Here is a 23,279-nt window from a genome sequence, read left to right on the forward strand (position 1 = left end):
ATGACCGACGCAGAGACCCCGAAAAGGCGCGCCCGTGGGCCGGAGCCGGCGTTCCGCCTGACCCAGGCGCGCGCCGCCCTGCTGTGGGAACGGCTGTGGCCAGCGCTGTGGGTGCCGGTGGCGCTGGCCGGCGCTTTCCTGGCGCTGGCGCTGTCCAACCTGCTGCCGCTGCTGCCCGGCTGGCTGCACACCGCCGTGCTGGCCCTGCTGCTGGCCGCCTTTGCGATCTCGCTGTGGCGCGGTTTCCGCGGCTTCACGGTGCCCGACGAGGACGCCGCCCGGCGCCGGCTGGAGCGCGACACCGGCCTGCCCCACCGCCCGCTGCACGTGCTGCGCGACCGGGTGGCCGGCGGCGACGCCACCGCCCAGGCGCTGTGGGAGCTGCACCAGGAACGCATGCGCGCCAGCGTGCGCCGGCTGCGCGTCGCCCTGCCCCACCCCAACGTCATCGCCCGCGATCCGCACGCGTTGCGCATCCTGGTGGCGCTGCTGCTGATCGTCGCCGGCATCGCCGCCTGGGGCGACTGGCGCCCGCGCCTTGCCGCCGCGCTATCGCCCCATCTGGAGAGCGGACCTGCCACCGCCGCCGCGACGCTCGATCTGTGGATCACCCCGCCGGAGTACACCGGCCTGCCGCCGGTCTTCCTGAAGACCGCCCCCGCATCCGACAAGGCTCCGGTGACGGTGCCCAAAGGCAGCATGGCGCTGGCCCGCGTCAACGGCGGTCACGGCGCGCCCACGCTGGAGATCGGCAGCACCTCGGCCGCGTTCGACGCGGTGGATGCCTCGACCTTCCAGATCCAGCGCCCCATCGAATCCGGCACCCGCATCACCATCGCCCAGGGCAGCCACACGCTCGGGTCCTGGCCGATCACGGTGGTGCCCGACCTGCCGCCGACCATCGCCTACCCCGCCCCGCCGTCCAAGAGCGAGCGCGGCGCGCTGCGCCTGGAATACCTTGCCCGCGACGACTACGGCGTGACCGGCGCCAACGCCACGGTGCGCCTCGCCGCCCCGCCGGACGCCGCGCCGACGCTCGACCGCACGCCCATCGAGCTGCCGCTGGCGCTGCCCGGCGTGCGGCCGAAGGAGGCGCGCAACGCCGGCTTCCACGACCTGACGGCGCACCCCTGGGCCGGCCTGCCGGTGACCATCCAGCTGACCGCCACGGACGGCGCCGGCCAGACCGGGCACAGCGAGGACTTCCCCATGGTGCTGCCGGAGCGGCAGTTCACCCACCCCGTCGCCCGCGCCATCATCGAGGAGCGCAAGAAACTCACCCTGCACCCCGAGGCCCACACCGACGCGGCGCGGGCGCTGGCCGAGATCTCCTCCCGGCCGGGCAGCTACGGCCACGACATCGTCGTCTTCATGGCGCTGCGCACGGCGCTGGCCCGCCTGATGCTCGACCAGACCAACGACGCGGTGCCGGAGATCCAAAGCCTGCTGTGGGAAACCGCGCTGCGCATCGAGGACGGCGGCCTGTCGCTGGCCGAGCGCGACCTGCGCGAGGCCGAGCGCCGGCTGGCCGAGGCGCTGGACCGCAACGCCCCGGACGAGGAGATGAAGCGGCTCATGGACGAGCTGCAACAGGCCATGGACAAGTTCTTCGAGGCGATGGAGCAGAACCTGCGCCAGGCGCTGGAGCGCGGCGAGCAGATCCCCGAGATCCCGCCCGAGATGGCCAACCGCATGATGGACCGCGAGGATCTCCAGCAGATGATGGAGCAGATGCGGCAGATGGCGGAGACCGGCTCGCGCGACGCCGCCCGGCAGATGCTTTCGCAACTTCAGCAGATGCTGGAGAACCTGCGCGCCGGCACCATGGCGCAGCAGGGCCAGCAGGGTCAGAACCAGCAGGCCTGGGAAATGATGCGCCAGTTGCAGGAGCTGTCGCAGCAGCAGCAGCAGCTCATGGACCAGACCTTCCAGCAGTCGCAGCAGGGCCAGCAAGGCCAACAGGGGCAGCAGGGCATGCAGCAGCCCGGCGGCCAGCAGAGCCCGCGCGGCCGCGGCCAGCAGCGGGGCCAGGGCCAGCAGGGGCAAGGTCAGGGACAGGGGGGCAGCCCGACCATGCAGCGCCAGGGCGAGCAGCAGGAAGCGCTGCGCCGCCAGTTGGGTGAGCTGATGCGCCGCATGGGCGAGATGAACGGCGACATCCCCCGCCCGCTGGGCCGTGCCGAGCGCGCCATGCGCGACGCCGGCCAGTCGCTGCAACAGGGCCAGCCGGACGCGGCGCTGCCGTCGCAGGGGCAGGCGATGGACGAGTTGCAGCAGGGGTTGCAGAGCTACGCCGAGCAGCTCATGCAGCAGATGATGGGGATGCAGCAGGGGATGCAGCCCGGCGGCCAGCAGCAACAGGGCCGCACGGGCCGCAACCGCGACCCGCTGAACCGTGGCCGCGAGGGCGGCTACAGCATGGGCCAGGACGGCACGAAGATCCCCGAAAAGGCCGATCTGCAACGCTCGCGCGAGATCCTCGACGAGCTGCGCCGCCGCTCCCAGCAGTACATCCGCCCGCAGTTCGAGCGCGAGTACATCGACCGTCTGTTGCGGCAGTTCTGATCGTCACGCGCGCCCTCGGCGGAACCGGGGGGCGCGCGTGACGGCGGCGAAGATCAGTCGGCCTGGGCGCGGCAGGAGTCGAGCGCGGCGATGGCCTTGCGCGTGTCGTCCAGCGAGTAGGTGCCCGAGTAATTGTCCGGCTTGTCGGCGACTTCCATGTACAGGGAGTTGCCGTTCATCAGCGCGTTGACGGCGTCGGAGCTGGCCGGCAACACGACACCGGCGGTGTTCTTGTCGGCGCCGAAGCCGTCAACCTTCGCCTTCCACTTCTTGTCGACCTCAAGCGTGACCTTGAACTCTTCCTTGTCCTTGAACGTCGTGTCGGTGTCGTAGAACGCGAGAAGGAGGGCCTGCCCCTTGGCCAGGTAGGAGATCATGATCCCGAGATCGTTCTTGGTGTCACCCTTCCACATCTGGGTGATGGCGCACTTCTTGCCGAGTTCCACCGTCCAGACGCCGATCGTGGATTGGGCCTGAACCGGGCTCGACAGCATCAGCGCCACCGCGCCCAGGGTGCCAACGACGAGTCCACGCATGCTGATCTCCCAGAGAATGTTCGAGCCTGTTGCCCGCCCGGGGACGATAACGTGATAATTCAGATTTCGTCCAGTCAAGCGGAGCAAAAGCACGGTTTATCACAGCGGAAAAGCTGTCATTCAAAGTAATCGCTCAACGTCAAGGAAAAAACGCACCGCCGCGGCGCCCCGATATCCCTACGGCTTTCGGGCACATGCCTTCATGTCTTCCTCGCCGATGGAGAAAGCGTACGCGTCCGTCCCCGAGAGGGTGACGTTGCGGAGAATGCACGTCCGCCCCTTCTTGTTCTTGACGCTGACATCCCAGGTGCCGGGCGTCACGTCGCTGAGTTTCAGGCGTTCGTCGGGCTCGACCGTCTTGTCCTTGTCGTTGAGCGTCTGATTCTTGCCCCACGCGTTGCTGCCGGGCTTGGCGAGCTTGAGTTCGGTGATGACGTCCGAGGTCAGGTTCCAGAACTTGAGCGTCTGGGCCTGTGCGCTTGTGGTCAGCGCGGCGGTGACGAGAACGGCGAGAATGGCGATACGGCGCATGCGCGGAGCCCCTGAACTGGCGAGATGAATGCTCGCAGTGTGGGCACACGTCCCAATAGAGCGAAATTGGACGATGGTGTCATGGCGGGCCCTCCCCCAGCCCCGCTGGGGGAGGGGCTCAAGCATCAGTACGCGTATTCCCGGAACACCGGGTCCACACTCCCGCCCCAGGCGCCATGGTACTTGGCGAGCAGTTCGTCGGCCGGGGTCTGGCCGGATTCCGCGATGGTGAACAGCGTATCGAGGAAGTGCGCCTCGTCGTCGCCCCAGTTGTCGTTGCGCTTGCGCCGGGCTAGCCCGTCGCGGGCGATGTCCAGGACCCGCAGCGCCACGTCGCGCACCGTGCCGTCGCGGAACGTCGTGCGCAGCGCGTGGCGCGGCACGTCGGCGCGCAGGTGCGCGCGCTCCTCCGTCGTCCAGTCCTTGACCACATCCCAGGCGGCATCCAGCGCCGTCGAGTCATACAACAGCCCCACCCACAGCGCCGGCAGCGCGCACAGGCGGCGCCACGGGCCGCCATCGGCGCCGCGCATCTCCAGGTACTTCTTCAGCCGCACCTCGGGAAACGCCGTGGTCAGATGGTCGGCGAAGTCGGTGATCAGCGGCATCTCACCGGGCAGCGCCGGCAGCTTGCCGGCCATGAAGTCGCGGAACGACAGGCCGGATGCGTCGATGTACGTGCCGTCGCGGTAGACGAAGTACATGGGCACGTCGAGCAGGTAATCGACGTAGCGCTCGAAGCCGAAGCCGTCCTCGAAGACGAACGGCAGGTCGCCGGTGCGGTCGGGGTCGGTGTCGGTCCAGATGTGGCTGCGGAACGACTGGAAGCCGTTCGGCTTGCCCTCGGTGAAGGGCGAATTGGCGAACAGCGCCGTGGCGATGGGCTGCAAGGCCAGCGAGACGCGGAACTTCTTCACCATGTCCGCTTCGCTGGAATAGTCCAGGTTGACCTGCACGGTGCAGGTCCGCGTCATCATGTCGAGTCCCAGGCCGCCGCGCTTGGGCATGTACTCGCCCATGATGCGGTAGCGGCCCTTGGGCATCCACGGGATCTCGTCGCGCCGCCACTTGGGCTGGAAGCCCAGGCCGACCATGCCGGTGCCCAGCTCCGCCCCGATCTCCTTCACCTGACTGAGGTGGCTGTGCACCTCGGCGCAGGTCTGGTGCAGGGTTTCCACCGCCGCCCCCGACAGCTCGACCTGCCCACCCGGCTCCAGCGTGATGTTGGCGCCGTCGGCCTGGGTGAGCGCGATGATGTTGCCCTTCTCCTCCACCGGCTGCCAGCCGAAGCGCTGCAGGCGGGTCAGCAGCTCGCGGATGCCGTCCGGGCCGTCGTAGGGCAGCGGCTTCAGGTCGGACAGGCGGTAGGCGAACTTCTCGTGTTCGGTGCCGATGCGCCAGTCGGATGCGGGCTTGTTGCCGGATTCCAGGTACGCCACCAGCTGGTGCCGCTCGGTGATCGGCTCGCCGGGCTTTTTCGGGGGTGCGGACATAGGGGCTCCGGCTGGATCGGGGTGAGCTGGATCAAGGTGACGGCGAGCGGAACGGCGGCCGGGCATCCACGCCGCCCGCCGTCCAGTCCCCCGCAAGGGCCTGCCAGCAGGCGAGCGCGGCGAACGCCGCCGTGTCGGCCCGCAGGACGCGAGGCCCCAGGCCGACAGGCACAACAAAGGGAAGTTTACCAAGATCGTCAAGTTCCGCCTTCGCGAAGCCGCCCTCCGGCCCGACCAGGAAGGCCGCCGGCCGGTTGGCGTGCTCACGCACCGCCTCGGCGATGGGCCGGGCGGCGCCGCTCTCGCGGCACAGGAACAGCACGCGCTCCGCCGGCCACGCGGCCAGCGCCTTGTCGAGCGGAATGGGGTCGGCCATCTCCGGCACGGTCAGCCGCTCGCACTGCTCGGCGGCCTCCACCGCGTTGGCGCGCAGGCGGTCGAGGTTGACCCGGTGCGGGTCGGTGTGGCGGGTGAAGACCGGCCAGATGCGCGAGGCGCCCAACTCGCTGGCCTTCTCCGCCACCGTGTCGATGCGGCCGCGCTTGATCGGGGCGAACAGCAGCCAGACGTCTGGGCCGTTCTGCTGCTCCCGCCGTTGCGTGGTGACGGTCAGCGAGCACCAGCCCTTGCCGAATCCATCGATGACCGCCAGCCACTCGCCGTCCTGGCCGTTGAACACGGCGATGGCGTCGCCCTTGTCGAGGCGCAGCACGTGGCGCAGGTAATGCGCCCGCTCATGGTCGAGCCCCACCGCCTGCCCCTCGCTCAGCGGGCTGTCGACGTGGAGGCGGGTGCGGGGGGTGTCGGTCATGGATCGTCCTTGGGGCAACGCGTTGTGCCGATTATACGGGAAAACCCCGGCGCACCACCAACACCCCCAACAGCGCCGCCGCGGAAAAACCCCCACCGGCCCAGAACGTCGCCGCCGGCCCGATGGCGCTCCACAACGCGCCGGCCAAAACGCTGGCGGCCAGCAGCGCGACGCCGGTCACCAGATTGAACACGCCGAACGCCGTGCCCCGGCGGCCGGCCGGGGCGCCATCGGCGACCAGCGCCGCCAGCAGGCCCTGCGTCATCCCCATGTGCACGCCCCACAGCGCCGCCCCGGCGAACACCATCAGCGGCCCGTCCGCCAGCGCCAGCGCCGCATCGCTGAGGATCAGCACGGCGAAGCCGGCCAGCAGCAGCCCATGCCGCCCGATGCGGTCGGACAGCGCGCCCACGGGGTAGGAGGTCAGCGCGTAGGTGACGTTCATCGCCACCATCACCGCGGGAATCAACGCCACCGCCAAGCCGACGTCCTGCGCCCGCAACACCAGGAACGCTTCGGAAAAGCGCGCCAGCGTCATCACCACCGCCACCGCGACCAGCGCCCAGAAACGCGGCCCGAGGTGTGCCATCCCCTCCCGCGACCACAGCGGATGCGGGGATCGCACCTTGGCGACGTGCGGCGGCTCGCGCACGCCCAGCGCCAGCACGGCGACGCACAGCAGCGCCGGCACCGTCGCCACCCAGAACACCAGCCGGAAGTCGCCGGACGTCAACGCCATCAGCGCCATGGCCACCAGCGGCCCGAGCACCGCGCCCACCGTGTCCAACGCCTGGCGCAAGCCATAGGCGCCGCCGCGCTGCTCCGGCGGGGTGAGATCGGCGACCAGGGCATCGCGCGGGGCGCCGCGGATGCCCTTCCCCACCCGGTCGACGAAGCGCGCCGCCAGCACCATGGACACCGAACCGGCCAGCGGGAACAGCGGCTTGGTCAGCGCCGCCATGCCATACCCCAGCAACGCCAGCGGCTTGCGCTGCCCAAGACGGTCGCTCAGCGTGCCGGAGAACAGCTTGACGATGGAGGAGGTCGCCTCGGCGATGCCCTCGATGATGCCGACCGACAGCGCCCCGGCACCGAGCACCGTCACCAAAAACACCGGCAGCAGGCTGTGGATCATCTCCGACGAGAGGTCCATCAGCAGACTGACCATCCCCAGCGCCCACACGCCGCGCGGCAACGCCGTCCCCCGGTCCATGGCGCGCCCCTCTATCCCTGCAACGCCGGCCCTGCCTCACATCGCGGGCACCGGAAGCTTAAGAGCCCCGCCGGACGGCCGGCAAGGCTTTTCCGAGGAGCGGCAGGCCGACGCCGCCTTGCTCTGGGCGGCGGCGCTGGGTACCCTGCCCGGCCATGGACAGTTCCTCATCCCCGCCGGACGCCGGCTTCACCGACATCCGCCGCGGCGGCTGGATCGATCATTGGGCGCCGGCCGCCGTGCGGCCCTACCTGCGCCTTGCCCGGCTCGACCGGCCGATCGGCACGTGGCTGCTGCTGTTCCCCTGCTGGTGGAGCACGGCGCTCGCATCCGAAGGGCTGCCGGACGCCCGGCTTCTCGCGCTGTTCACCGTGGGTGCCGTGGTGATGCGGGGGGCGGGCTGCACGGTCAACGACATCCTCGACCGCGACTTCGACGCCCAGGTCGAGCGCACCCGCGCCCGGCCGATCCCCTCCGGTCAGGTCAGCGTACGGCAGGCGCTGGCCTTTCTGGGGCTGCAACTGGCGATCGGGCTGGCTGTGCTGTTGCAGTTCAACGCGGCGTCCATCGGGCTGGGCGTGCTGTCGCTGGTGCTGGTGTTCACCTACCCGCTGATGAAGCGCATCACGTGGTGGCCGCAGGCGTTCCTCGGCCTCGCCTTCAACTGGGGGGCGCTGATGGGCTGGACGGCGGTGCGCGGCGAGTTGGGATGGCCGGCGCTGGCGCTGTACGCCGCCGGCATCGCCTGGACGCTGGGCTACGACACCATCTACGCCCACCAGGACAAGGAGGACGACGCCCGCATCGGCGTCAAGTCGACCGCCTTGCGCCTGGGCGACCAGAGCAAGATCTGGATCTACGCGTTCTACACGCTGACGTTCGGGGGGATCGTGCTGGCCGGGCAGCTCGCGGGCTTGAGCTGGGCGTTCCGGGCGGTGCTGACGCTGGGGATTCTGCAACTGGCGTGGCAGGTGGCGACCTGGAACCCCGACGACCAGAACGACTGCCTGGAAAAGTTCAAGTCAAACCGCTGGTTCGGCTGGGCGGTGCTGGCGGCGATCGTCGCCGGGCGAATCGTCTAACCCTTACTCGCACCCTTTACTCGCTCTTGGCGGCGACCTGAACCAAGGCGCCGGGCTTGCGGCCGGGCAGCGGGCACGGCTGACCATCGGCCGCGGCGACCATGACGCCGCGCGACGGCTTGCGGGACGGCAGCACTACGTCGGGGACCACCTGCATCGCGTAGCTGTTGCCGCTGGTCAGCAGCGGCTTGTGGCCGGGGCGCACGGCCGGGGGAGTGGCGCGGGCCACCACCAGCTTGGTGGCGTTGCGCTCGCTGCGGCCCGGCGGGGCGACCACGTAGCGCGGCTCCTGATCCAGGTGCTTCGGCTTGGCGCCCTGCGGCAGGATGAAACCGAAGGTCGGGTAGACCTGCATGCCCAACTGGCCAGTCGGCTCGTGCCAGACGCGGACCTTGCTCCAGTCGTTCTGCGCGGACACGTCGATGACCCGCATGCCGCGGCGCAGGCCCCGGCCACCGAGCCAGGAATGGTCCACCTCGATGGTGCGGCGGTCGATGACGTTGCTGACCAGCGAGACGTGGCCGCGACCCAGCCGGCCGCTGCGCTTGAAGACGAGGACGGAACCATCGGCGGGGGTGTTGTCGTGGGCGTACTGGCCGGCGGACTTGGCCCACCACGTCCAGGCATCGCCCTGAACCGTGAAGTCGGAGATGGAGCGGACGACGCGCACGCAATCTTCGGCGCTTGCGGCGGGAATCGTCATGGGGCTCAGCGCAAGAATAGCAGCGAGCGACAGGCGGATTCCCAATCCATTCGACCGCATGACACCCCCTTATCCTTGTATTCCCTGTCTTGCTGGGTAACACGAGGTAAGGCCGATGTCTACCCCGATTGATTTATGTAGCCAACCGATCGGGGAATAGGCGATCTAGCGGACTCTGGATATGCAAGGGATTCCAACGATGACTCACGCCGACCCCGCGGCATTTGTCCGCACCAACACGGCGGTCGCCAATCCGTCCCTGCTGCCGGAGATTCGCCTGCACCTCGCCACCGAGGTGACCCCGCTGTGGGAGGCGACCGAGGCGACGCTGGCCCGCAGCAACCTGCCGCCGCCCTATTGGGCCTTCGCCTGGCCCGGCGGGCAGGCGGTGGCGCGCTTCGCCCTCGACCACCCGGAACTGGTGCGGGGCAAGCGCGTGCTGGACTTCGCGGCCGGCACCGGGGTTGTGGGCATCGCTTGCATGCTGGCCGGCGCCGCGCAGGTGCGGGCGGCGGAGATCGACGCCTTCGCGCTGGCCGCCATGGACCTCAACGCCGCGCTGAACGGCGTGGTCATGGAGGGGGTGAGCGAGGACATGGTCGGCCATGACCTGCCGGACGTGGACGTCGTGCTGGCGGGCGACGTCTGCTACGAGCGCCCCATGGCCGAGCGGGTGACCGCGTGGCTGCGGCGAGTCGCCGCAACCGGTACGCTGGTGATCCTGGGCGACCCCGGCCGCTCCTATGTCCCGAAGGAGGGGCTGGAGCTGCTGGGCCATTACAGCGTGCCGACCTCGCTGGATCTGGAGGACCGTACGGTGCGCGAGACCAACGTCTGGCGGCTATTGCCGAACTGATTGGCGAGCCCAGGCGTTATCCCCTCGATACGCGAAGAGGAGGCAACATGCTGGACCGCATCAAAGCCATGTTCGACGCCTGGGAGCAGCGCCCGCCAGGGCCGGAGCACCGCGACCCGCTGCACCTCGCCGCCGCCGTGCTTCTGGTGGAGGCGGCACGCATGGACGACCGCATCGCCCCGGAGGAGCGCGCCCGCATCGGCACCCTGGTGCGCGAGCGTTTCGGGTTGAGCGCCGGGGAAGCGACCGACCTGCTGATGATGGCCGAGTCGCAGGCGCGCGGAGTATCGCCCCTTTTCAACCACGTCAGCGTGGTGGTCGAGCGCTGCCCGCCCGACCGGCGGCTGTGGCTGATCGAGATGCTGTGGGAGGTGGTCTACGCCGATGGCACGCTGACCGCCCTCGAGTCGAACCTGCTGCGCCGCTGCGGCGGCCTGCTGCACATCCCGGACGTGGAGGTGGGCGCGGCGCGCAAGCGCGTGCTGCATCGGATGGGGCTGCCGGAGGGGACGGGGGTTTGGGAGTAGGAGCGGCATTCGCTTGACGCCGCGCGCGGGTGGTCGATGTTAGGGGCCTCGCATCACCCCGCCTCAGGACCTTCCCATGCCCTACACCTCGTTGCGCGACTTCATGGACCGGCTGGAGGCCTCCGGGCGGCTCGTCGTCGTCAAGGAGCCGGTCTCCACCGTGCTGGAGATGACCGAGATCCAGACGCGCCTGCTGGCCGAGGGCGGGCCGGCCGTGCTGTTCGAGAACGTCGTCAAGGCGGACGGCACGCGCTCGGAGATGCCGGTGCTGGTCAATCTGTTCGGCACGGTCGAGCGTGTCGCCTGGGGCATGGACCGCGAGCCGCACGAGCTGCGCGCGGTCGGCGAGACCCTCGCCTTCCTCAAGCAGCCGGAGCCGCCGGGCGGCTTCCGCGAGGCGCTGGACATGATCCCGCTGGTCAAGACGGTCATGTCCATGAAGCCGAAGACGGTCGGTTCCGCCCCCTGCCAGGAGGTGGTGCTGGAGGGCGACGCGGTGGACCTCGGCCGGCTGCCGGTGCAAAGCTGCTGGCCGGGCGAGCCGGCGCCGCTCATCACGTGGCCGCTGGTGGTGACCAAGGGGCCGACCGGAAAGCGCGAGGACGACTTCAACCTCGGCATCTACCGCATGCAGGTGCTGGGTCGGAACAAGACGATCATGCGCTGGCTGAAGCACCGCGGCGGCGCGCAGCATTACCGGCGCTGGGCGGCGTCCGGAAAGCGCGAGCCCCTGCCCTGCGCCATCGTGCTGGGCGCCGATCCCGGCACCATCCTGGCCGCCGTCACGCCGGTGCCGGACACGCTGTCGGAGTACCAGTTCGCCGGCCTGCTGCGCGGCAAGAAGGTCGAGCTAGTGGACTGCAAGACCATCCCGCTCAAGGTCCCGGCGCAGGCCGAGATCATCCTGGAAGGCCACGTCAGCCTGGACGAGACCGCCGACGAGGGGCCGTACGGCGACCACACCGGCTATTACAACTCGGTCGAGCCGTTCCCGGTGTTCACCGTGTCGTGCATGACCATGCGGCGCAACCCGATCTACCTCTCAACCTTCACTGGCCGCCCGCCGGACGAGCCCTCGGTGCTGGGCGAGGGGCTGAACGAGGTGTTCATCCCGCTGCTGACCCAGCAGTTCCCGGAGATCGTCGATTTCTGGCTGCCGCCCGAGGGCTGCTCGTACCGCATCGCCGTGGTCAGCATGAAGAAGGCCTACCCCGGCCACGCCAAGCGCGTGATGATGGGCGTGTGGTCGTTCCTGCGGCAGTTCATGTACACGAAATGGGTGATCGTCGTGGACGACGACATCGATGCCCGCGACTGGAAGGACGTGATGTGGGCGATGTCCACCCGCATGGACCCGGCGCGCGACATCACGGTGATCGAGGGCACGCCCATCGACTACCTGGACTTCGCCAGCCCGGAGTCGGGCCTGGGCGGCAAAGTCGGCCTGGACGCCACCAACAAATGGCCGCCGGAGACCAAGCGCGAGTGGGGCGAGAAGATCCGCATGGACCAGGGCACCATCGAGGAAGTCACCCGCAAATGGGCGAGCTACGGCCTGCCGGGCTCGGGCGCCCCAATCTGGAAGTGAGGAAGCCCCTCCCTGCCGGGAGGGGCTTGCCGTCCGTTACCGCCGTCCGGCGCGCATCATCTCCTCCGACGCGCGCATGGAAATCTGCGACAGGCGGGTGCCGAGGTCGATCCACGCCTGCATCGCCTCGCTGACGATCCGCCCTTGCAGCAGCGCCAGATGCAGCGGCGACGCGCAGGTGGTGATCTCCTGCATGGTGGTGACGGAGGTGCGGGAGGTGCGGCCCGCCCACTCCATCCAGACTTCGCCGGCCTCGCTGACGGCGCGGGCGGCGACCGCGGGGGCGGCGCTGAAGGACTCCAGCTGTTCCAGCGCCGGCTTTGCGGTTCGCTCGACGGTTTCGGCGGTGCGGCGCGTGCCCTCGTGGGCAAGGTCGGCGCCGGCGCGCAGGATCGTGGTGCCGGTGCGGGTGGCGCGCGTGCCGGTGTCCACCATGGTCTCCACCGGGCGGGTCAGCGCCGCGGCGGCTTGCCGGGTGGTGCGCTCGGAAGCCTCGGCCTGGGCACGCTCCTGGCGCGCCTCGGCGCGGCGCTGCTCGGCCTCCTCGCGCTTGGCGTCCTCGACCTTGGCGCGGCCGGCCTCGAGCTTGTCGGCGACCGCCTGCGCCTCTTCGTCGCTGAGCGCCTTCCTGACCACCGGCAGCAGTTCCTTGCGTTCGTCGCGGACGTGCTGCTGGAACACCTTGCGCAATTCGGTCAGCTTGCGCGGGAAGTCGTCGCTGTCCTTCGGCAGCCGCTCCAGTTCGGCCAGCAGAGCGCGGGTCTGCTTGTTGTCGTTGACGGCGTCGGTGACGAGGTCCTTGGTCTCCCTGTGCTTGCGCAGGACCGGGAACAGGTGCTGCTCCTCCAGGCGCGCGTGCAGTTCCAACTCCTCCTTCAGCTCAGCAAACAGCTTCTCGCGAGTCTTCACAGCGCCTTCGGAAGTATCGGCCAGCTTGCCGAACAGCTCGTTCGCCTTGGCCGGACTGGTCTGGATCATCTGAGCGATGGTCATGGTCTGTCGTTCCCCGCTTTGGTTTTGCAACGCACAATGCCTTTGCCGCACTGCGGTATGATCGGAAAACTCGGGACCATCGAAACAGTTCCCTACTCAAAAGGGCGGATGGCGCTTTCCGCAACAGTTGCTCTAATGGGAACAATCAATCAGCAAAGCCGGCGTTTATCTCCCGTCGTGAAAACGGTTTAATCCACCCAACGCCATACGGCCTGAACCGCCGACACCCGAACCGAAGGAGATCCGCCATGATCGACAACCGCACCGCCCCATACGCCGCCCTGCTGCTGCGCGTCGGCCTGGGCACCCTGTTCCTCGCGCACGGCCTGCTGAAGGTCTTCGTCTTCACCATCCCCGGCACCGTGATGTTCTTCGAGAAGATCGGCTATCCGGGCAGCTTCGCCTACCTCGTCATCCTGGCCGAACTGGGCGGCGGCCTGTTGCTGCTGCTGGGCGTCTACACCCGGTTGATCGCGCTGGCCCTGGTGCCGGTGATGATCGGCGCCACCTTGCAGCACACCGGCAACGGCTGGCTGTTCTCCGGTGCGGGCGGCGGTTGGGAGTTCCCGGCCTTCTGGACGGTGCTGCTCGGCGTGCAGGCCCTGCTGGGCGACGGCGCCCTGGCGCTGAAGCTGCCGGTCCCGGAGCGCCTGTCGCTCCACACCGCGGCCTGAAAGCCGACTTCTGCTGACGGCGGCGTGCGGGTAGGCTTTTAGGCCTCCCGCGCGCCGCCGCCGTTTTTCCGGGGCGGCCGTCCGGCAGGCATAGCCCCCCTGTCCTCTTCTGCCGGCCGTCCCCATCTGCTAGACACGCTGGAAGACCGATCGGAGAAACGCATGCCCACCCGCCAGCCTGACGTGCTGAACCTGCTGGAAGACCTGATCCGCAAGGCCCGCTCCGGCGGGGCGGACGCCGCCGACGCGGTGTTGTTCGACAGCGCCTCCGTTTCGCTCAGCCAGCGGCTCGGCAAGCCGGAGCGGCTGGAGCGCTCGGAATCGGGCGATCTCGGCCTGCGCGTCTTCATCGGCAAGCGGCAGGCCATCGTCTCCTCCACCGACCGCAGCGCCAAGGCGCTGGAGGAGTTGGTGGAGCGCGCCGTCGCCATGGCGCGTGTGGTGCCGGAGGACCCCTTCACCGGCATCGCCGACCCGGACCAGCTCGCCCGCACGTGGCCCGACCTGGACACCTGCGACCCCGACGAGCCCGCGCCCGACTCCATGATCGAGCAGGCGCGCATCGCCGAGGAAGCGGCCCTGGCCGTCGCCGGCGTCACCAATTCGGAAGGGGCCGACTCCGGCTGGAGCCGGTCCACCGTCGCCATCGCCGCCTCGAACGGTTTCGCCGGCTCCTACGCGGTGTCGCGCCGCTCGCTCTCGGTGTCGGTGCTGGCCGGCGAGGGCACGGGCATGGAGCGCGACTATGAATATGACTCCAAGGTCTACGGCGTCGACCTGCGCTCCGCCGCCGACATCGGCCGCGAAGCCGGCGAGAAGGCGGTGCGCCGCCTGAACCCGCGCAAGGTGAAGAGCCAGAAGGTGCCGGTGGTGCTCGACCCGCGGGTGTCGCGTGGTCTGATCGGCCACCTGACCGGCGCCATCAGCGGCCCGGCGGTGGCGCGCGGCACCAGCTTCCTCAAAGACAAGCTGGGGCAGGTCATCTTCTCAGAAGGCGTCACCATCGTCGACGACCCGTTCGTGCGCCGCGGCATGCGCTCACGCCCGTTCGACGCCGAGGGCGTGGCGGTGAGCAAGCGCACCATCATCGAGGACGGCCGGCTGACCACGTGGCTGCTCGACCTGCGCTCGGCCCGCCAGCTCGGCCTGACGACCACCGGCCACGCGTCGCGCGGCACCTCCGGCCCGCCGGGCCCGTCGCCGTCCAACATCTATCTGGCGGCCGGCAAGCGCTCGCGCGAGGACATCCTGGGCGAGATCCAGGACGGCTTGTACATCACCGAGATGATGGGCATGGGCGTCAACGGCGTGACCGGCGACTACAGCCGCGGCGCCAGCGGCTTCTGGATCGAGAACGGCCAGTTCGCCTACCCGGTCAGCGAACTGACGGTGGCGAGCAACCTCAAGGACATGTTCCTTGCGATGGAGGTCGCCAGCGACCTGGAGCTTCGCTACGGCATGGACGCGCCCACCGTGCGCATCGACGGGATGACCGTCGCCGGCATGTAGCCGGCGGCGGCCCCAGCGCCGTCAGCGCACGACGTTGCGGACGATGTCGCGAACGACGCCGTGCACGGCGTCGAGGATCAGCATGTCGGCGCCGAGCACGATGCACTCCAGGCCATTGCGGCAGGCCGCAACCTGCTGCACCAGCGCCGGGGGCGCCTGCTTCTTGGCGATGCCCGGCGGCAGCGGCTTGCCGCGCGCCACGTTCTTGGCGATCCCCGGCGGCAGCGGGCTGACGCCGACCGGGTTGGCGATGAAATAGTTCTGGATGGCCGTGCGGTCGCTGGTGGTGACGACCACCGACGGGCCGGCGGCAGCGTCGCCGCCCTTGCCCAGCTTGTTCCCCTTCCCCGGCGGACCGCCGCTGTCGTCCTGAGCGCCGCCCGGTCCGCTGTCGTGCGGGTTGCCGTGGCCGTGCCCCTTGCCCTGCCCGCCCTTTTCCGCCAGCGCCGGCCCGGCGCCCAGCGCCACCGCCAGCCCGAGCACCGCCGCAAGGCGCGTGCATCCCGTCATCTCGATCCCCTATCCAAAATGGCCGCGCTTACGCTGGCGAACGCGCCGCCCGCGGCCTTTATTCCCGCAAGCCTGGCGTTGGAAAGGTGGGTGCGCAAAGGGGGTGCTCAATTCGGCCAAGCGGCCGATGCGGCGCTCAAAGGCTGTGATGAGCGTGCTCGACGAGCACGCGCGCCTCATGGAGCAAGGCGCGCTGGTGCGCGATGGAGTTGCTGCCATGCTCATTGTGCTGATGCACACGGATTTCCGAGAGGACACGCTCCGCCTCGTCCAGCGAGGCAATCACGGCAACGGCGGTCTCGGTGTTCATGGCATACCCCCGGTGGTGTTGATGGGTGCTCTGTGCGTTGTTTCCGTTTTCAAACGGCCACACGTCATATGCCAAATCGCTACCCGTGATGGAATTGGCAATATAGTCGCAGAACCGTGGGTTTTCAGAGGAATTTGACGGACTTTGATCAGGACACCGGGACGCCGACCGTCCGCTCCGCCGGCAGCGCCACGGCGACGCGCGTCCCCACCCCCGGCGTGCTCTCCAGGGTCAGCGAACCGCCATGCAGCTCGGTGAACTGCCGGGCCAGCGGCAAGCCCAATCCAGTGCCGTCGGTGTTGCGGTGCAGGACGCTCTCCACCCGGCCGAACGGGGCGAAGACCGTCTCGATGTCCTCCGGCGCGATGCCGATGCCGGTGTCGGCCACCGCCAGCGTCACGCCACCGTCCTCCCGCCGCTCGGCGCTCAACACCACCGAGCCGCCCTGGGGCGTGAACTTGACCGCGTTGGACAGCAGGTTCAGCAACACCTGCCGCAGGCGGCGATAGTCGCCGCGCACCGCCGGCACGTCGTCGGCCACCGCCAGCTCCAGCCGCACGCCGCTGCTCTCGGCGCGCTGGCGCACCATCCCGGCGCTCTCCTCGACGAGGTCGCGGACCTCGACCTCGGCCTCTTGCAGATCGAGAGTGCCGGCCTCGACCTTCGCCATGTCCAGCACCTCGTCGATCAGTTCCAGCAGCAGCGAGCCCGCGCGGTGGATGTGATCGAGATAACCGACGCACCGCGTCGAGCACTTCGTCCCCAGCATGCCGTCGCGCATGCCCTCGGAAAAGCCGATGACGCTGTTGAGCGGCGTGCGCAGTTCGTGGCTCATGTGCGCCAGGAAGCGCGATTTGGCGGCGTTCGCCTCCTCCGCCTGCTCCTTGGCGAAGCGGAGCTGCTCACCGGCCTCGGCCAGCGCGCGGGTGCGCTCCTCCACCTTGGCTTCCAGCGTCTGGTTGAGCGCGCGCAACCCCTCCTCGGCCCGCTTGCGGGCGGTGACGTCGCGCACCGCGCTGAGGATCGCCGGATCGCCGTCGTAGGAAATCAGCGTGCTGGTCACGTCCACGGTCAGCGGAGCGTTGCCGCGCAGCGTGCGGTAGACCTGCTCCATGATCGGGTTGCCGCCGATGCGCTGCGCGATGGCGATGCGCCGCAACACCGTGTCGTGGAACGCCGGATCGACCACGCTCAGCAGCGGCCGGCCGAGCAGCGCGTCCGGCGTGCCCGCCTCCAGCAACTGCGCCGCCTCGGCGTTGGCGTAGAGGATGATGCCGTCGCGGTGGATCAGGATGGCGACCGGCACCGTCTCGACCAGCCGGCGGAAGCGCTGCTCGCTTTCCGTGGCGGCGCGCGCGCTGCGCCCCTGGTGGTCGGCGTACCACGCGGCGCCGAACAGCGCCGCCGCCGCCAGCGCCAGGAACGCCGCGCCCAGCGTGCGGAACGGCCCCGGCTCCTGCCAGGCCGCGGCCTCCCAGCCGTTGATCGGCACCGCCGCGATGTGCCAGCGCCCGCCGGGGAAGAAGACGTCCAGGCGCACCGAATCCCGCTCGAACAGCTCCGGCTTGCCGAAGAACACGCGGCCGGGGCCGTTCTGGTCGTCGCTGTCGCGGATCGCCACCTCGATGTAGTTGGGAATTTGGCCCAGCCCGGCCTTGAAGAACAGCTCGGGCGCGTCCAGCACGACGCTGACCAGCCCGACGAGGCTCTCGCCGCTGCGCCCGTCGGCGATGAAGACCGGCGTGCGGCTGATGATTCCCAGCCCGCCCTGCACCAGTTGCACCGGGCCGGAGACAATGCCCTTGTGCTGCACGATGGCGCGGCGCACGCCCTCCCACTGTCCGGGAATCGACCGGTAATCGACGCCCAGCACGCTCTTGTCCGGGTAGGCGTACTCGATGACGGTGAGCGACGTGGCGGCGATGTTGACGATTTCGGCGTGATCGCCGATGACCTGCTTGGCGACGCGATCGAAGGTCTCGGCGTCCACGGAATCCTGGGCGCGCAACAGCGCTTCGAAGCTGCGCGCCGTCAGCAGGGATTCGTTGAGCTGGCCTTCCAGGCGCGAGCGGACGAGGCTCAGATCGTGCAGCACGTCGTGGCGTGCCGCCTCCGTGTGCAGGCGCCGCTCGACCCCCTCGGTGAACAGGAAGCCGGCGCCGGCGGCCAGTGCCAGCATGGCCGCGATTGCGTAGGTAGCGATCCTGCGGACCATCCACCCTCCCTTCGTCGGCGCCGTGGTCGGTTACAGACTAGCATTTCCCCCTGAACAACGGGGTGTGTTTTCCGCCATTCGATTCCCGGCCGCGCCCGTGCTAAGGTGCCGCCGCCGCGTGGGCCCCCGCGGCGGTGGTCGCTTTCCTCGTCGTGCATACCCGCATGCTTCATTCCCTCTACCGTGGCCTGACCTACATCGGCGGGCCGGCGGTGCGTCTCTATCTCGACCGTCGCCGGGCGGCCGGTAAGGAAGACCCGCTGCGTGCACACGAGCGGCTGGGCCATGCCGCGCGCCTGCGCCCGGCCGGGCCGCTGGTGTGGGCGCACGCCGCCAGCGTCGGCGAGGCGAATTCCGTGCTGGTGCTGATCGACCGGGTGCTGGAGCAATCGCCGGACACAACCGTGCTGCTGACCACCGGCACCGTCAGCTCGGCCGAACTGATGGCCCGCCGCCTGCCGGCGCGCGCCATCCACCAGTACGTGCCGGTGGATCTGCCGGACGCCGTCGACCGCTTCCTCGACCACTGGCGCCCCGATCTGGTGCTGTGGATCGAATCCGAGATCTGGCCGAACCTGCTGGCCGGGGTGCGCCGGCGCGGCATCCCCGCGGCGCTGGTCAACGCCCGCATGTCGGCGCGCTCCTTCGCCCGCTGGCGCTATGCGCCGGGGCTGGTCGGTGAACTGCTGGCGGCCTTCCACACCATCCTCGCCCAGACCGAGGGCGACGCCGAGCGGTTGCGCGGCCTGGGCGCTGGCACGGTGGCCTGCGTCGGCAACCTGAAATTCTCCGCCGAGCCGCCGCCGGCCGACCCGGAGCCGCTCGAGGCCCTGCGTGAGGCCTGCGAGGGCCGCCCGGTCTGGCTGTTCGCCAGCTCCCACCCCGGCGAGGACGAGATCGCCGCCGCCGTGCACGAGGCGCTGTTGAGCCGGCTGCCGGACCTGCTGACCATCGTGGCGCCGCGCCACCCGCGCCGCGGCCCGGACATCGCGGCGCTGATGCAGGCCCGCGGCCTGAGCGCCGCGCGCCGCGGCGAAGGCGCGCTGCCCGAGGCCGGGCACGCCGTCTACATCGCCGACACTATGGGAGAGCTGGGGGTGCTGTACCGCCTTGCGCCGGTGGTGTGCATGGGCGGTTCCTTCATCGACCACGGCGGCCAGAACCCGGTGGAGCCGGCGCAGCTCGGCTGCGCGGTGGTGTACGGGCCCAAGATGTGGAACTTCGCCGAGATCACCCGCCAGCTGGAAGCCGCGGGCGGCGCCATCAGCGTCGCCGACCCGGCGGCGCTCGGCGACACCGCCGGCCGGCTGCTGACCGACGCCGCGGCCCGCGCCGCCGTGGTCGAGGGCGCCCGCCGCGTCACCGAATACAACCGCCACGTCGTCGACCGGGCGCTGGACGCGCTGGCGCCGCTGCTCGCCCAAGCCGGCGTCACGGTCCCGGCATGAAGACGCCCGCCTTCTGGTACCGGCCGGCCGGCCCGGCGGCCCGGCTGCTCGCCCCCATCGGCGCCCTGTACGGGCTGGCCGGGCGGTGGCGATTCTCGCGAACGACACCGCAACAAGCCGGCGTGCCGGTGCTCTGCGTCGGCAATCTGGTGGCCGGCGGCGCCGGCAAGACGCCGGTCGCCATCAGCATCATCGAGGCGCTGACGGCGCGCGGCATCGCGGTCCACGCGCTGACCCGCGGCCACGGCGGTTCCGAGAGTGGTCCGCTCGCCATCGACCCGGCCCGCCACGGCGCCGCCGATGTGGGCGACGAGGCGCTGCTGCTCGCCCGGCACGCGCCGACCTGGGTGGCCCGTGACCGCGCCGCCGGGGCGCGCGCCGCGGTCAACGCCGGGGCGCAGGCCATCGTCATGGACGACGGGTTCCAGAACCCCGGCCTCGCCAAGGATGTGTCTGTGCTGGTGGTGGACGGCGCCGCCGGTTTCGGCAACGGCCTGCTCATACCCGCCGGGCCGTTGCGCGAGCCGGTGACGCGCGGCCTCGCCCGCGCCGATTCCGTGGTGGTGATGGGCGAGGACCGCGCCGGCATCGCCGCCCGCGTGGCGCCCCTCCCCGTGCTGCACGCCCGCATCGAGCCGGAAGTCGCCACACTGGCCGGCCAGCGCCTGCTGGCCTTCGCCGGGATCGGCCGGCCGGAGAAGTTCTTCGCCACGCTGCGCGGCCTTGGCGCCGAACTGGTCGACACGGCGGCCTTCGCCGACCACCACCGCTACTCCGCCGACGAGGTGCGCCAACTGATCGCCCGCGCCGATGCCCTCACGGCAACCCCGATGACCACCACCAAGGACGCGGTCCGCCTGCCGGACGCGCTGCGCGACCGTGTGCGGACGCTGCCGGTGCGGGCAACCTGGGCCGACCCGGCGGCGCTGGACGCGCTGCTCGACCGCCTGTTCGCCAAGGGAGACCGCCGTGGCGAAGCCGCGTAGCCCGCTCGTCAAGTGGCTGACCCGCCACGTCGCCTACCCGCTGGAGGCGGCGCTGGTCTGGCTGTGCAGCACCCTGTTCCGGGCGTTGCCGGTGGATCGTGCGTCGGATCTCGGCGGCTGGGTCGGCCGTGCCCTCGGCCCGCGGCTGCCCAGCACGCGGACGGCGCGGCGCAACCTGACGCGCGCCTTCCCGGAGAGGACCGCGGACGAGATCGAGGCGATCATCGTCGCCATGTGGGACAACCTCGGCCGCGTCATCGCCGAGTACCCTCACCTCGACGCCCTGGCCGACAGCGGTCCGGGCGGGCGCACGGAGATCGTCGGCCTCGATCGTCTCGAATCGCTGCGCGACGACGGCGTGGGCGGCATCGCGGTTGGCGGGCATCTGGGCAACTGGGAGGTTCCGCCAGCCGTCTCGCGCAAGCTGGGGCTGGAGGTGGCGGTGGTCTACCGCGCACCCAACAACCCGATGGTCGCCCGCATGCTGACCGACCTGCGCGGCGCCGCCAGTTCCATGCACGTGCCCAAGGGGCCGGACGGGGCAATCAAGCTCGCCCGCATCCTGACGCGTGGCGGCCATGCCGGCATGCTGGTCGACCAGAAGCTGAACACCGGCATCGCCGTCCCCTTCTTCGGCCGCGACGCCATGACCGCCCCGGCCGCCATGCAGCTTGGGCTGCGGCTCCGCATCCCCATCGTGCCGCTGCGCACCGAACGCCTGGAGGGCGCGCGTTTCCGCATCACCCTCCTCCCACCGCTGGAGCCGCCGGCCACCGGCGACCGCGACGCCGACGTCCGCATCCTGATGGAGCGGATGAACGCGCTGTTGGAAGCCTGGATTCGCGAGCGGCCGGAACAGTGGCTGTGGGTGCACAAGCGCTGGCCGGACTGACGCGGCCGTACCATGGAGCCGGCATTGCGCCCCTGCGCGCAACGCGCATGTGCTCGTCCGCCCGGCGAACTATAGTCCGTCCCACACCGCCCATGGGGGAGTCGCCCGCGATGCCGCTCGATCCGCACCTCCTGCAGCTCTATCTGATCGCCGCCACCGTTCTGGTGCTGGCGCCGGGACCCGATTCGCTGCTCGTGCTGTCGCGCGGGCTGACCGAGGGGCGGCGCGCCGGGTTCGTGGCGACCGCCGGCATCACCGTCGGCAACGTGGTGCAGGCGCTGCTGGCCGCCGCCGGGGTGTCGGCGCTGATCGCCGCGTCGCCCATGCTGTTCGACATCCTGCGCTACGCCGGAGCGGCCTATCTGGCGTGGATCGGCGGCCGGTCGCTGTGGAGCATCGTCGAAGCCCGCCGCCAGGGCGCCGCCGTGGACCTGGAGCCGCCGCCGCCCGCCCCGGCACACCGGGTGTTCGTCAACGCGCTGCTGACCAACATGCTGAACCCCAAGGTCATCCTGTTCTACCTCGCCTTCGTGCCGCAGTTCGTGGCGCCGGAGCGCGGCATGGTGGCGTTGCAGACCTTCCTCCTGGGCCTGATCCTCGCCGGCATGGGCTGCGCCTATCTGGCCGGGGTGGCGGCGCTGAGCGCCGGGGCGGCCCGCACGCTGCTCACCAGCCGCGCCATGCGCACCGCGCTGGACGGCGTGGCGGGCGTGCTGTTCCTGGGCTTCGCGTTGCGCCTGCTGCTGACGGAACGCCGCTTCGCGTGACGGGTCAAAAACCGGAGCATGGCAGTGGACGGACGGCATTCGCGGTGTCATAGTGCGCGCCGTCCGCAGACCCATCCCTTTGGGCCTACGCCCCTTTTCCACGACGGCACCGAACGCGACGACGATGAGCGAAAAAGTCTCCCTCATTACCTGGATGGCCAACGTCCAGATCCGTTTTCTGACGTGGCGCCGGGGCGAGCTGGTCGGCACCGACCGCTTCGGCAACATGTATTACCGGGACAAGAACGCCCGCCGCGGCCTGCGCGAGCGCCGCTGGGTGATGTACAACGGCGAGCCGGAGGCGTCCAAGGTGCCGCCGGAATGGCACGCCTGGCTGCACCACTCCGCCAAGGAGCCGCTGCCCGAGGGGCAGAGCCCGTACCACAAGTCCTGGCAGCAGGAATGGAAGCCGAACCCGTCGGGCTCGGCGCAGGCATACCGCCCGCCCGGCCACGCGTTGCAGGGCGGCAAGCGGGTGCGCGCCACCGGTGATTACGAGCCGTGGACGCCGCAGTAAGCTGCCGGCCGAGTTAGGAAGCATCATGCGCCGGAACGTCATCGAAACCGTGCTGGGCGGCGTCGTCCTCGTGGTCGCTGCCTTTTTCCTGGTTTTCGCCTACCGAAGCGCGGATCTGCGCAAGGTCCAGGGCTATGGCGTGACCGCCAATTTCTCCAGCATCACCGGGCTGGCGGCGGGTGCCGACGTGCGCATCAGCGGCGTCAAGGTCGGCTCGGTGGAGAGCCTGACGCTCGACCCCAAGTCGTTCCAGGCCGTCGTGCACATGCAGATCGACAAGACGATCAAGCTGCCCAAGGACACCGCGGCCCTGGTGGCGAGCGAGAGCCTGCTGGGCGGCAAGTTCATGTCGCTGGAGCCCGGCGGCGACGAGCAGACCATCGCCCCCGGCGGCCGCATCGAGTACACGCAGAGCGTGCCGGGCCTCGAACAGCTGCTGGGTCAGGTGATCTTCAGCCTGCAGAACACCAACAAGGGCGACCAGAAGGGCGGCGAACAGACCAAGGACCCTGGCGCCGCCAAGATGTGAGCGGTACAAATTGCGGTGTAAGAC

The 23,279-nt window shown here is 69.9% G+C and carries 23 protein-coding genes; 13 read left to right on the plus strand and 10 right to left on the minus strand.

The window, feature by feature from the left end; translation table 11 throughout:
- Nucleotides 1-2,565 (plus strand): TIGR02302 family protein, encoded by a 2,565-nt coding sequence (locus ACSVDD_RS17120; protein ID WP_448190585.1) that lies wholly within the window; start codon nt 1-3, stop codon nt 2,563-2,565.
- A 53-nt stretch (nt 2,566-2,618) separates the two neighbouring features.
- Here ACSVDD_RS17120 and ACSVDD_RS17125 read toward each other — a convergent pair whose 3' ends face one another.
- From ACSVDD_RS17125 to ACSVDD_RS17145, 5 genes are all read right to left on the minus strand, one after another.
- On the minus strand, nt 2,619-3,101 hold the full coding sequence (locus ACSVDD_RS17125) for a hypothetical protein (protein ID WP_448190586.1): 483 nt from the start codon (nt 3,099-3,101) through the stop codon (nt 2,619-2,621).
- A 177-nt stretch (nt 3,102-3,278) separates the two neighbouring features.
- Complete coding sequence (locus ACSVDD_RS17130; protein ID WP_448190587.1) at nt 3,279-3,632, minus strand: hypothetical protein; 354 nt, start codon at nt 3,630-3,632, stop codon at nt 3,279-3,281.
- A 125-nt stretch (nt 3,633-3,757) separates the two neighbouring features.
- Nucleotides 3,758-5,125, minus strand: a complete 1,368-nt coding sequence (locus ACSVDD_RS17135) for a glutamate--cysteine ligase (RefSeq protein ID WP_448190588.1) — start codon at nt 5,123-5,125, stop codon at nt 3,758-3,760.
- 31 nt (nt 5,126-5,156) lie between these two features.
- Nucleotides 5,157-5,936: a 16S rRNA (uracil(1498)-N(3))-methyltransferase gene (locus ACSVDD_RS17140; protein ID WP_448190589.1), complete on the minus strand. Its 780-nt coding sequence runs from the start codon at nt 5,934-5,936 to the stop codon at nt 5,157-5,159.
- 31 nt (nt 5,937-5,967) lie between these two features.
- Nucleotides 5,968-7,149: an MFS transporter gene (locus ACSVDD_RS17145; RefSeq protein ID WP_448190590.1), complete on the minus strand. Its 1,182-nt coding sequence runs from the start codon at nt 7,147-7,149 to the stop codon at nt 5,968-5,970.
- Nucleotides 7,150-7,304: 155 nt separating this feature from the next.
- On the opposite strand from ACSVDD_RS17145, the gene ubiA reads away from it, so the two are divergent.
- Nucleotides 7,305-8,231 carry a 4-hydroxybenzoate octaprenyltransferase gene (gene ubiA, locus ACSVDD_RS17150; protein ID WP_448190591.1) on the plus strand — a complete coding sequence of 309 codons (927 nt, stop codon included), beginning with the start codon at nt 7,305-7,307 and terminating at the stop codon, nt 8,229-8,231.
- Nucleotides 8,232-8,247: 16 nt separating this feature from the next.
- On the opposite strand, the gene ACSVDD_RS17155 is transcribed toward ubiA, so the two are convergent.
- On the minus strand, nt 8,248-8,934 hold the full coding sequence (locus ACSVDD_RS17155; protein ID WP_448190592.1) for a CHAP domain-containing protein: 687 nt from the start codon (nt 8,932-8,934) through the stop codon (nt 8,248-8,250).
- A gap of 199 nt (nt 8,935-9,133) precedes the next feature.
- On the opposite strand from ACSVDD_RS17155, the gene ACSVDD_RS17160 reads away from it, so the two are divergent.
- From ACSVDD_RS17160 to ACSVDD_RS17170, 3 genes are all read left to right on the plus strand, one after another.
- Nucleotides 9,134-9,790, plus strand: a complete 657-nt coding sequence (locus ACSVDD_RS17160; protein WP_448190593.1) for a class I SAM-dependent methyltransferase — start codon at nt 9,134-9,136, stop codon at nt 9,788-9,790.
- A gap of 47 nt (nt 9,791-9,837) precedes the next feature.
- Nucleotides 9,838-10,317 carry a tellurite resistance TerB family protein gene (locus ACSVDD_RS17165; protein WP_448190594.1) on the plus strand — a complete coding sequence of 160 codons (480 nt, stop codon included), beginning with the start codon at nt 9,838-9,840 and terminating at the stop codon, nt 10,315-10,317.
- A gap of 76 nt (nt 10,318-10,393) precedes the next feature.
- On the plus strand, nt 10,394-11,905 hold the full coding sequence (locus ACSVDD_RS17170) for a UbiD family decarboxylase (RefSeq protein ID WP_448190595.1): 1,512 nt from the start codon (nt 10,394-10,396) through the stop codon (nt 11,903-11,905).
- Nucleotides 11,906-11,941: 36 nt separating this feature from the next.
- Here ACSVDD_RS17170 and ACSVDD_RS17175 read toward each other — a convergent pair whose 3' ends face one another.
- Nucleotides 11,942-12,898: a hemerythrin domain-containing protein gene (locus ACSVDD_RS17175; RefSeq protein WP_448190596.1), complete on the minus strand. Its 957-nt coding sequence runs from the start codon at nt 12,896-12,898 to the stop codon at nt 11,942-11,944.
- A 248-nt stretch (nt 12,899-13,146) separates the two neighbouring features.
- Here ACSVDD_RS17175 and ACSVDD_RS17180 point away from each other — a divergent pair, with 248 nt between their 5' ends.
- Nucleotides 13,147-13,572, plus strand: coding sequence for a DoxX family protein (locus ACSVDD_RS17180; protein WP_448190597.1), 426 nt, complete (start codon nt 13,147-13,149; stop codon nt 13,570-13,572).
- Nucleotides 13,573-13,734: 162 nt separating this feature from the next.
- Nucleotides 13,735-15,081, plus strand: a complete 1,347-nt coding sequence (locus ACSVDD_RS17185) for a TldD/PmbA family protein (protein ID WP_448190598.1) — start codon at nt 13,735-13,737, stop codon at nt 15,079-15,081.
- 21 nt (nt 15,082-15,102) lie between these two features.
- On the opposite strand, the gene ACSVDD_RS17190 is transcribed toward ACSVDD_RS17185, so the two are convergent.
- From ACSVDD_RS17190 to ACSVDD_RS17200, 3 genes are all read right to left on the minus strand, one after another.
- A complete protein-coding gene (locus ACSVDD_RS17190; protein WP_448190599.1) occupies nt 15,103-15,591 on the minus strand; it encodes an anti-virulence regulator CigR family protein in 489 nt (162 codons plus the stop codon).
- 136 nt (nt 15,592-15,727) lie between these two features.
- Nucleotides 15,728-15,901, minus strand: coding sequence for a hypothetical protein (locus tag ACSVDD_RS17195; RefSeq protein ID WP_448190600.1), 174 nt, complete (start codon nt 15,899-15,901; stop codon nt 15,728-15,730).
- Between the two features lie 148 nt (nt 15,902-16,049).
- A complete protein-coding gene (locus ACSVDD_RS17200) occupies nt 16,050-18,116 on the minus strand; it encodes a sensor histidine kinase (RefSeq protein ID WP_448190601.1) in 2,067 nt (688 codons plus the stop codon).
- Between the two features lie 164 nt (nt 18,117-18,280).
- Here ACSVDD_RS17200 and ACSVDD_RS17205 point away from each other — a divergent pair, with 164 nt between their 5' ends.
- The 6 genes from ACSVDD_RS17205 (at nt 18,281) to mlaD (ending at nt 23,255) form a co-directional block, all read left to right on the plus strand.
- On the plus strand, nt 18,281-19,564 hold the full coding sequence (locus tag ACSVDD_RS17205; protein ID WP_448190602.1) for a 3-deoxy-D-manno-octulosonic acid transferase: 1,284 nt from the start codon (nt 18,281-18,283) through the stop codon (nt 19,562-19,564).
- A complete protein-coding gene (gene lpxK, locus ACSVDD_RS17210; RefSeq protein WP_448190603.1) occupies nt 19,561-20,550 on the plus strand; it encodes a tetraacyldisaccharide 4'-kinase in 990 nt (329 codons plus the stop codon). Before ACSVDD_RS17205 ends, lpxK begins: the two co-directional genes overlap by 4 nt.
- Entirely contained in the window at nt 20,534-21,442 is a 909-nt protein-coding gene (locus tag ACSVDD_RS17215) for a lipid A biosynthesis lauroyl acyltransferase (RefSeq protein WP_448190604.1), read from the plus strand. Before lpxK ends, ACSVDD_RS17215 begins: the two co-directional genes overlap by 17 nt.
- 110 nt (nt 21,443-21,552) lie before the next feature.
- Nucleotides 21,553-22,209 carry a LysE family translocator gene (locus ACSVDD_RS17220; RefSeq protein WP_448190605.1) on the plus strand — a complete coding sequence of 219 codons (657 nt, stop codon included), beginning with the start codon at nt 21,553-21,555 and terminating at the stop codon, nt 22,207-22,209.
- Between the two features lie 124 nt (nt 22,210-22,333).
- Nucleotides 22,334-22,726: an NADH:ubiquinone oxidoreductase subunit NDUFA12 gene (locus ACSVDD_RS17225; RefSeq protein WP_448190606.1), complete on the plus strand. Its 393-nt coding sequence runs from the start codon at nt 22,334-22,336 to the stop codon at nt 22,724-22,726.
- A gap of 25 nt (nt 22,727-22,751) precedes the next feature.
- Nucleotides 22,752-23,255 (plus strand): outer membrane lipid asymmetry maintenance protein MlaD, encoded by a 504-nt coding sequence (gene mlaD, locus ACSVDD_RS17230; protein WP_448190607.1) that lies wholly within the window; start codon nt 22,752-22,754, stop codon nt 23,253-23,255.
- Nucleotides 23,256-23,279 lie beyond the last annotated feature (24 nt).

The sequence above is a fragment of the Azospirillum terrae genome, from assembly GCF_053470425.1.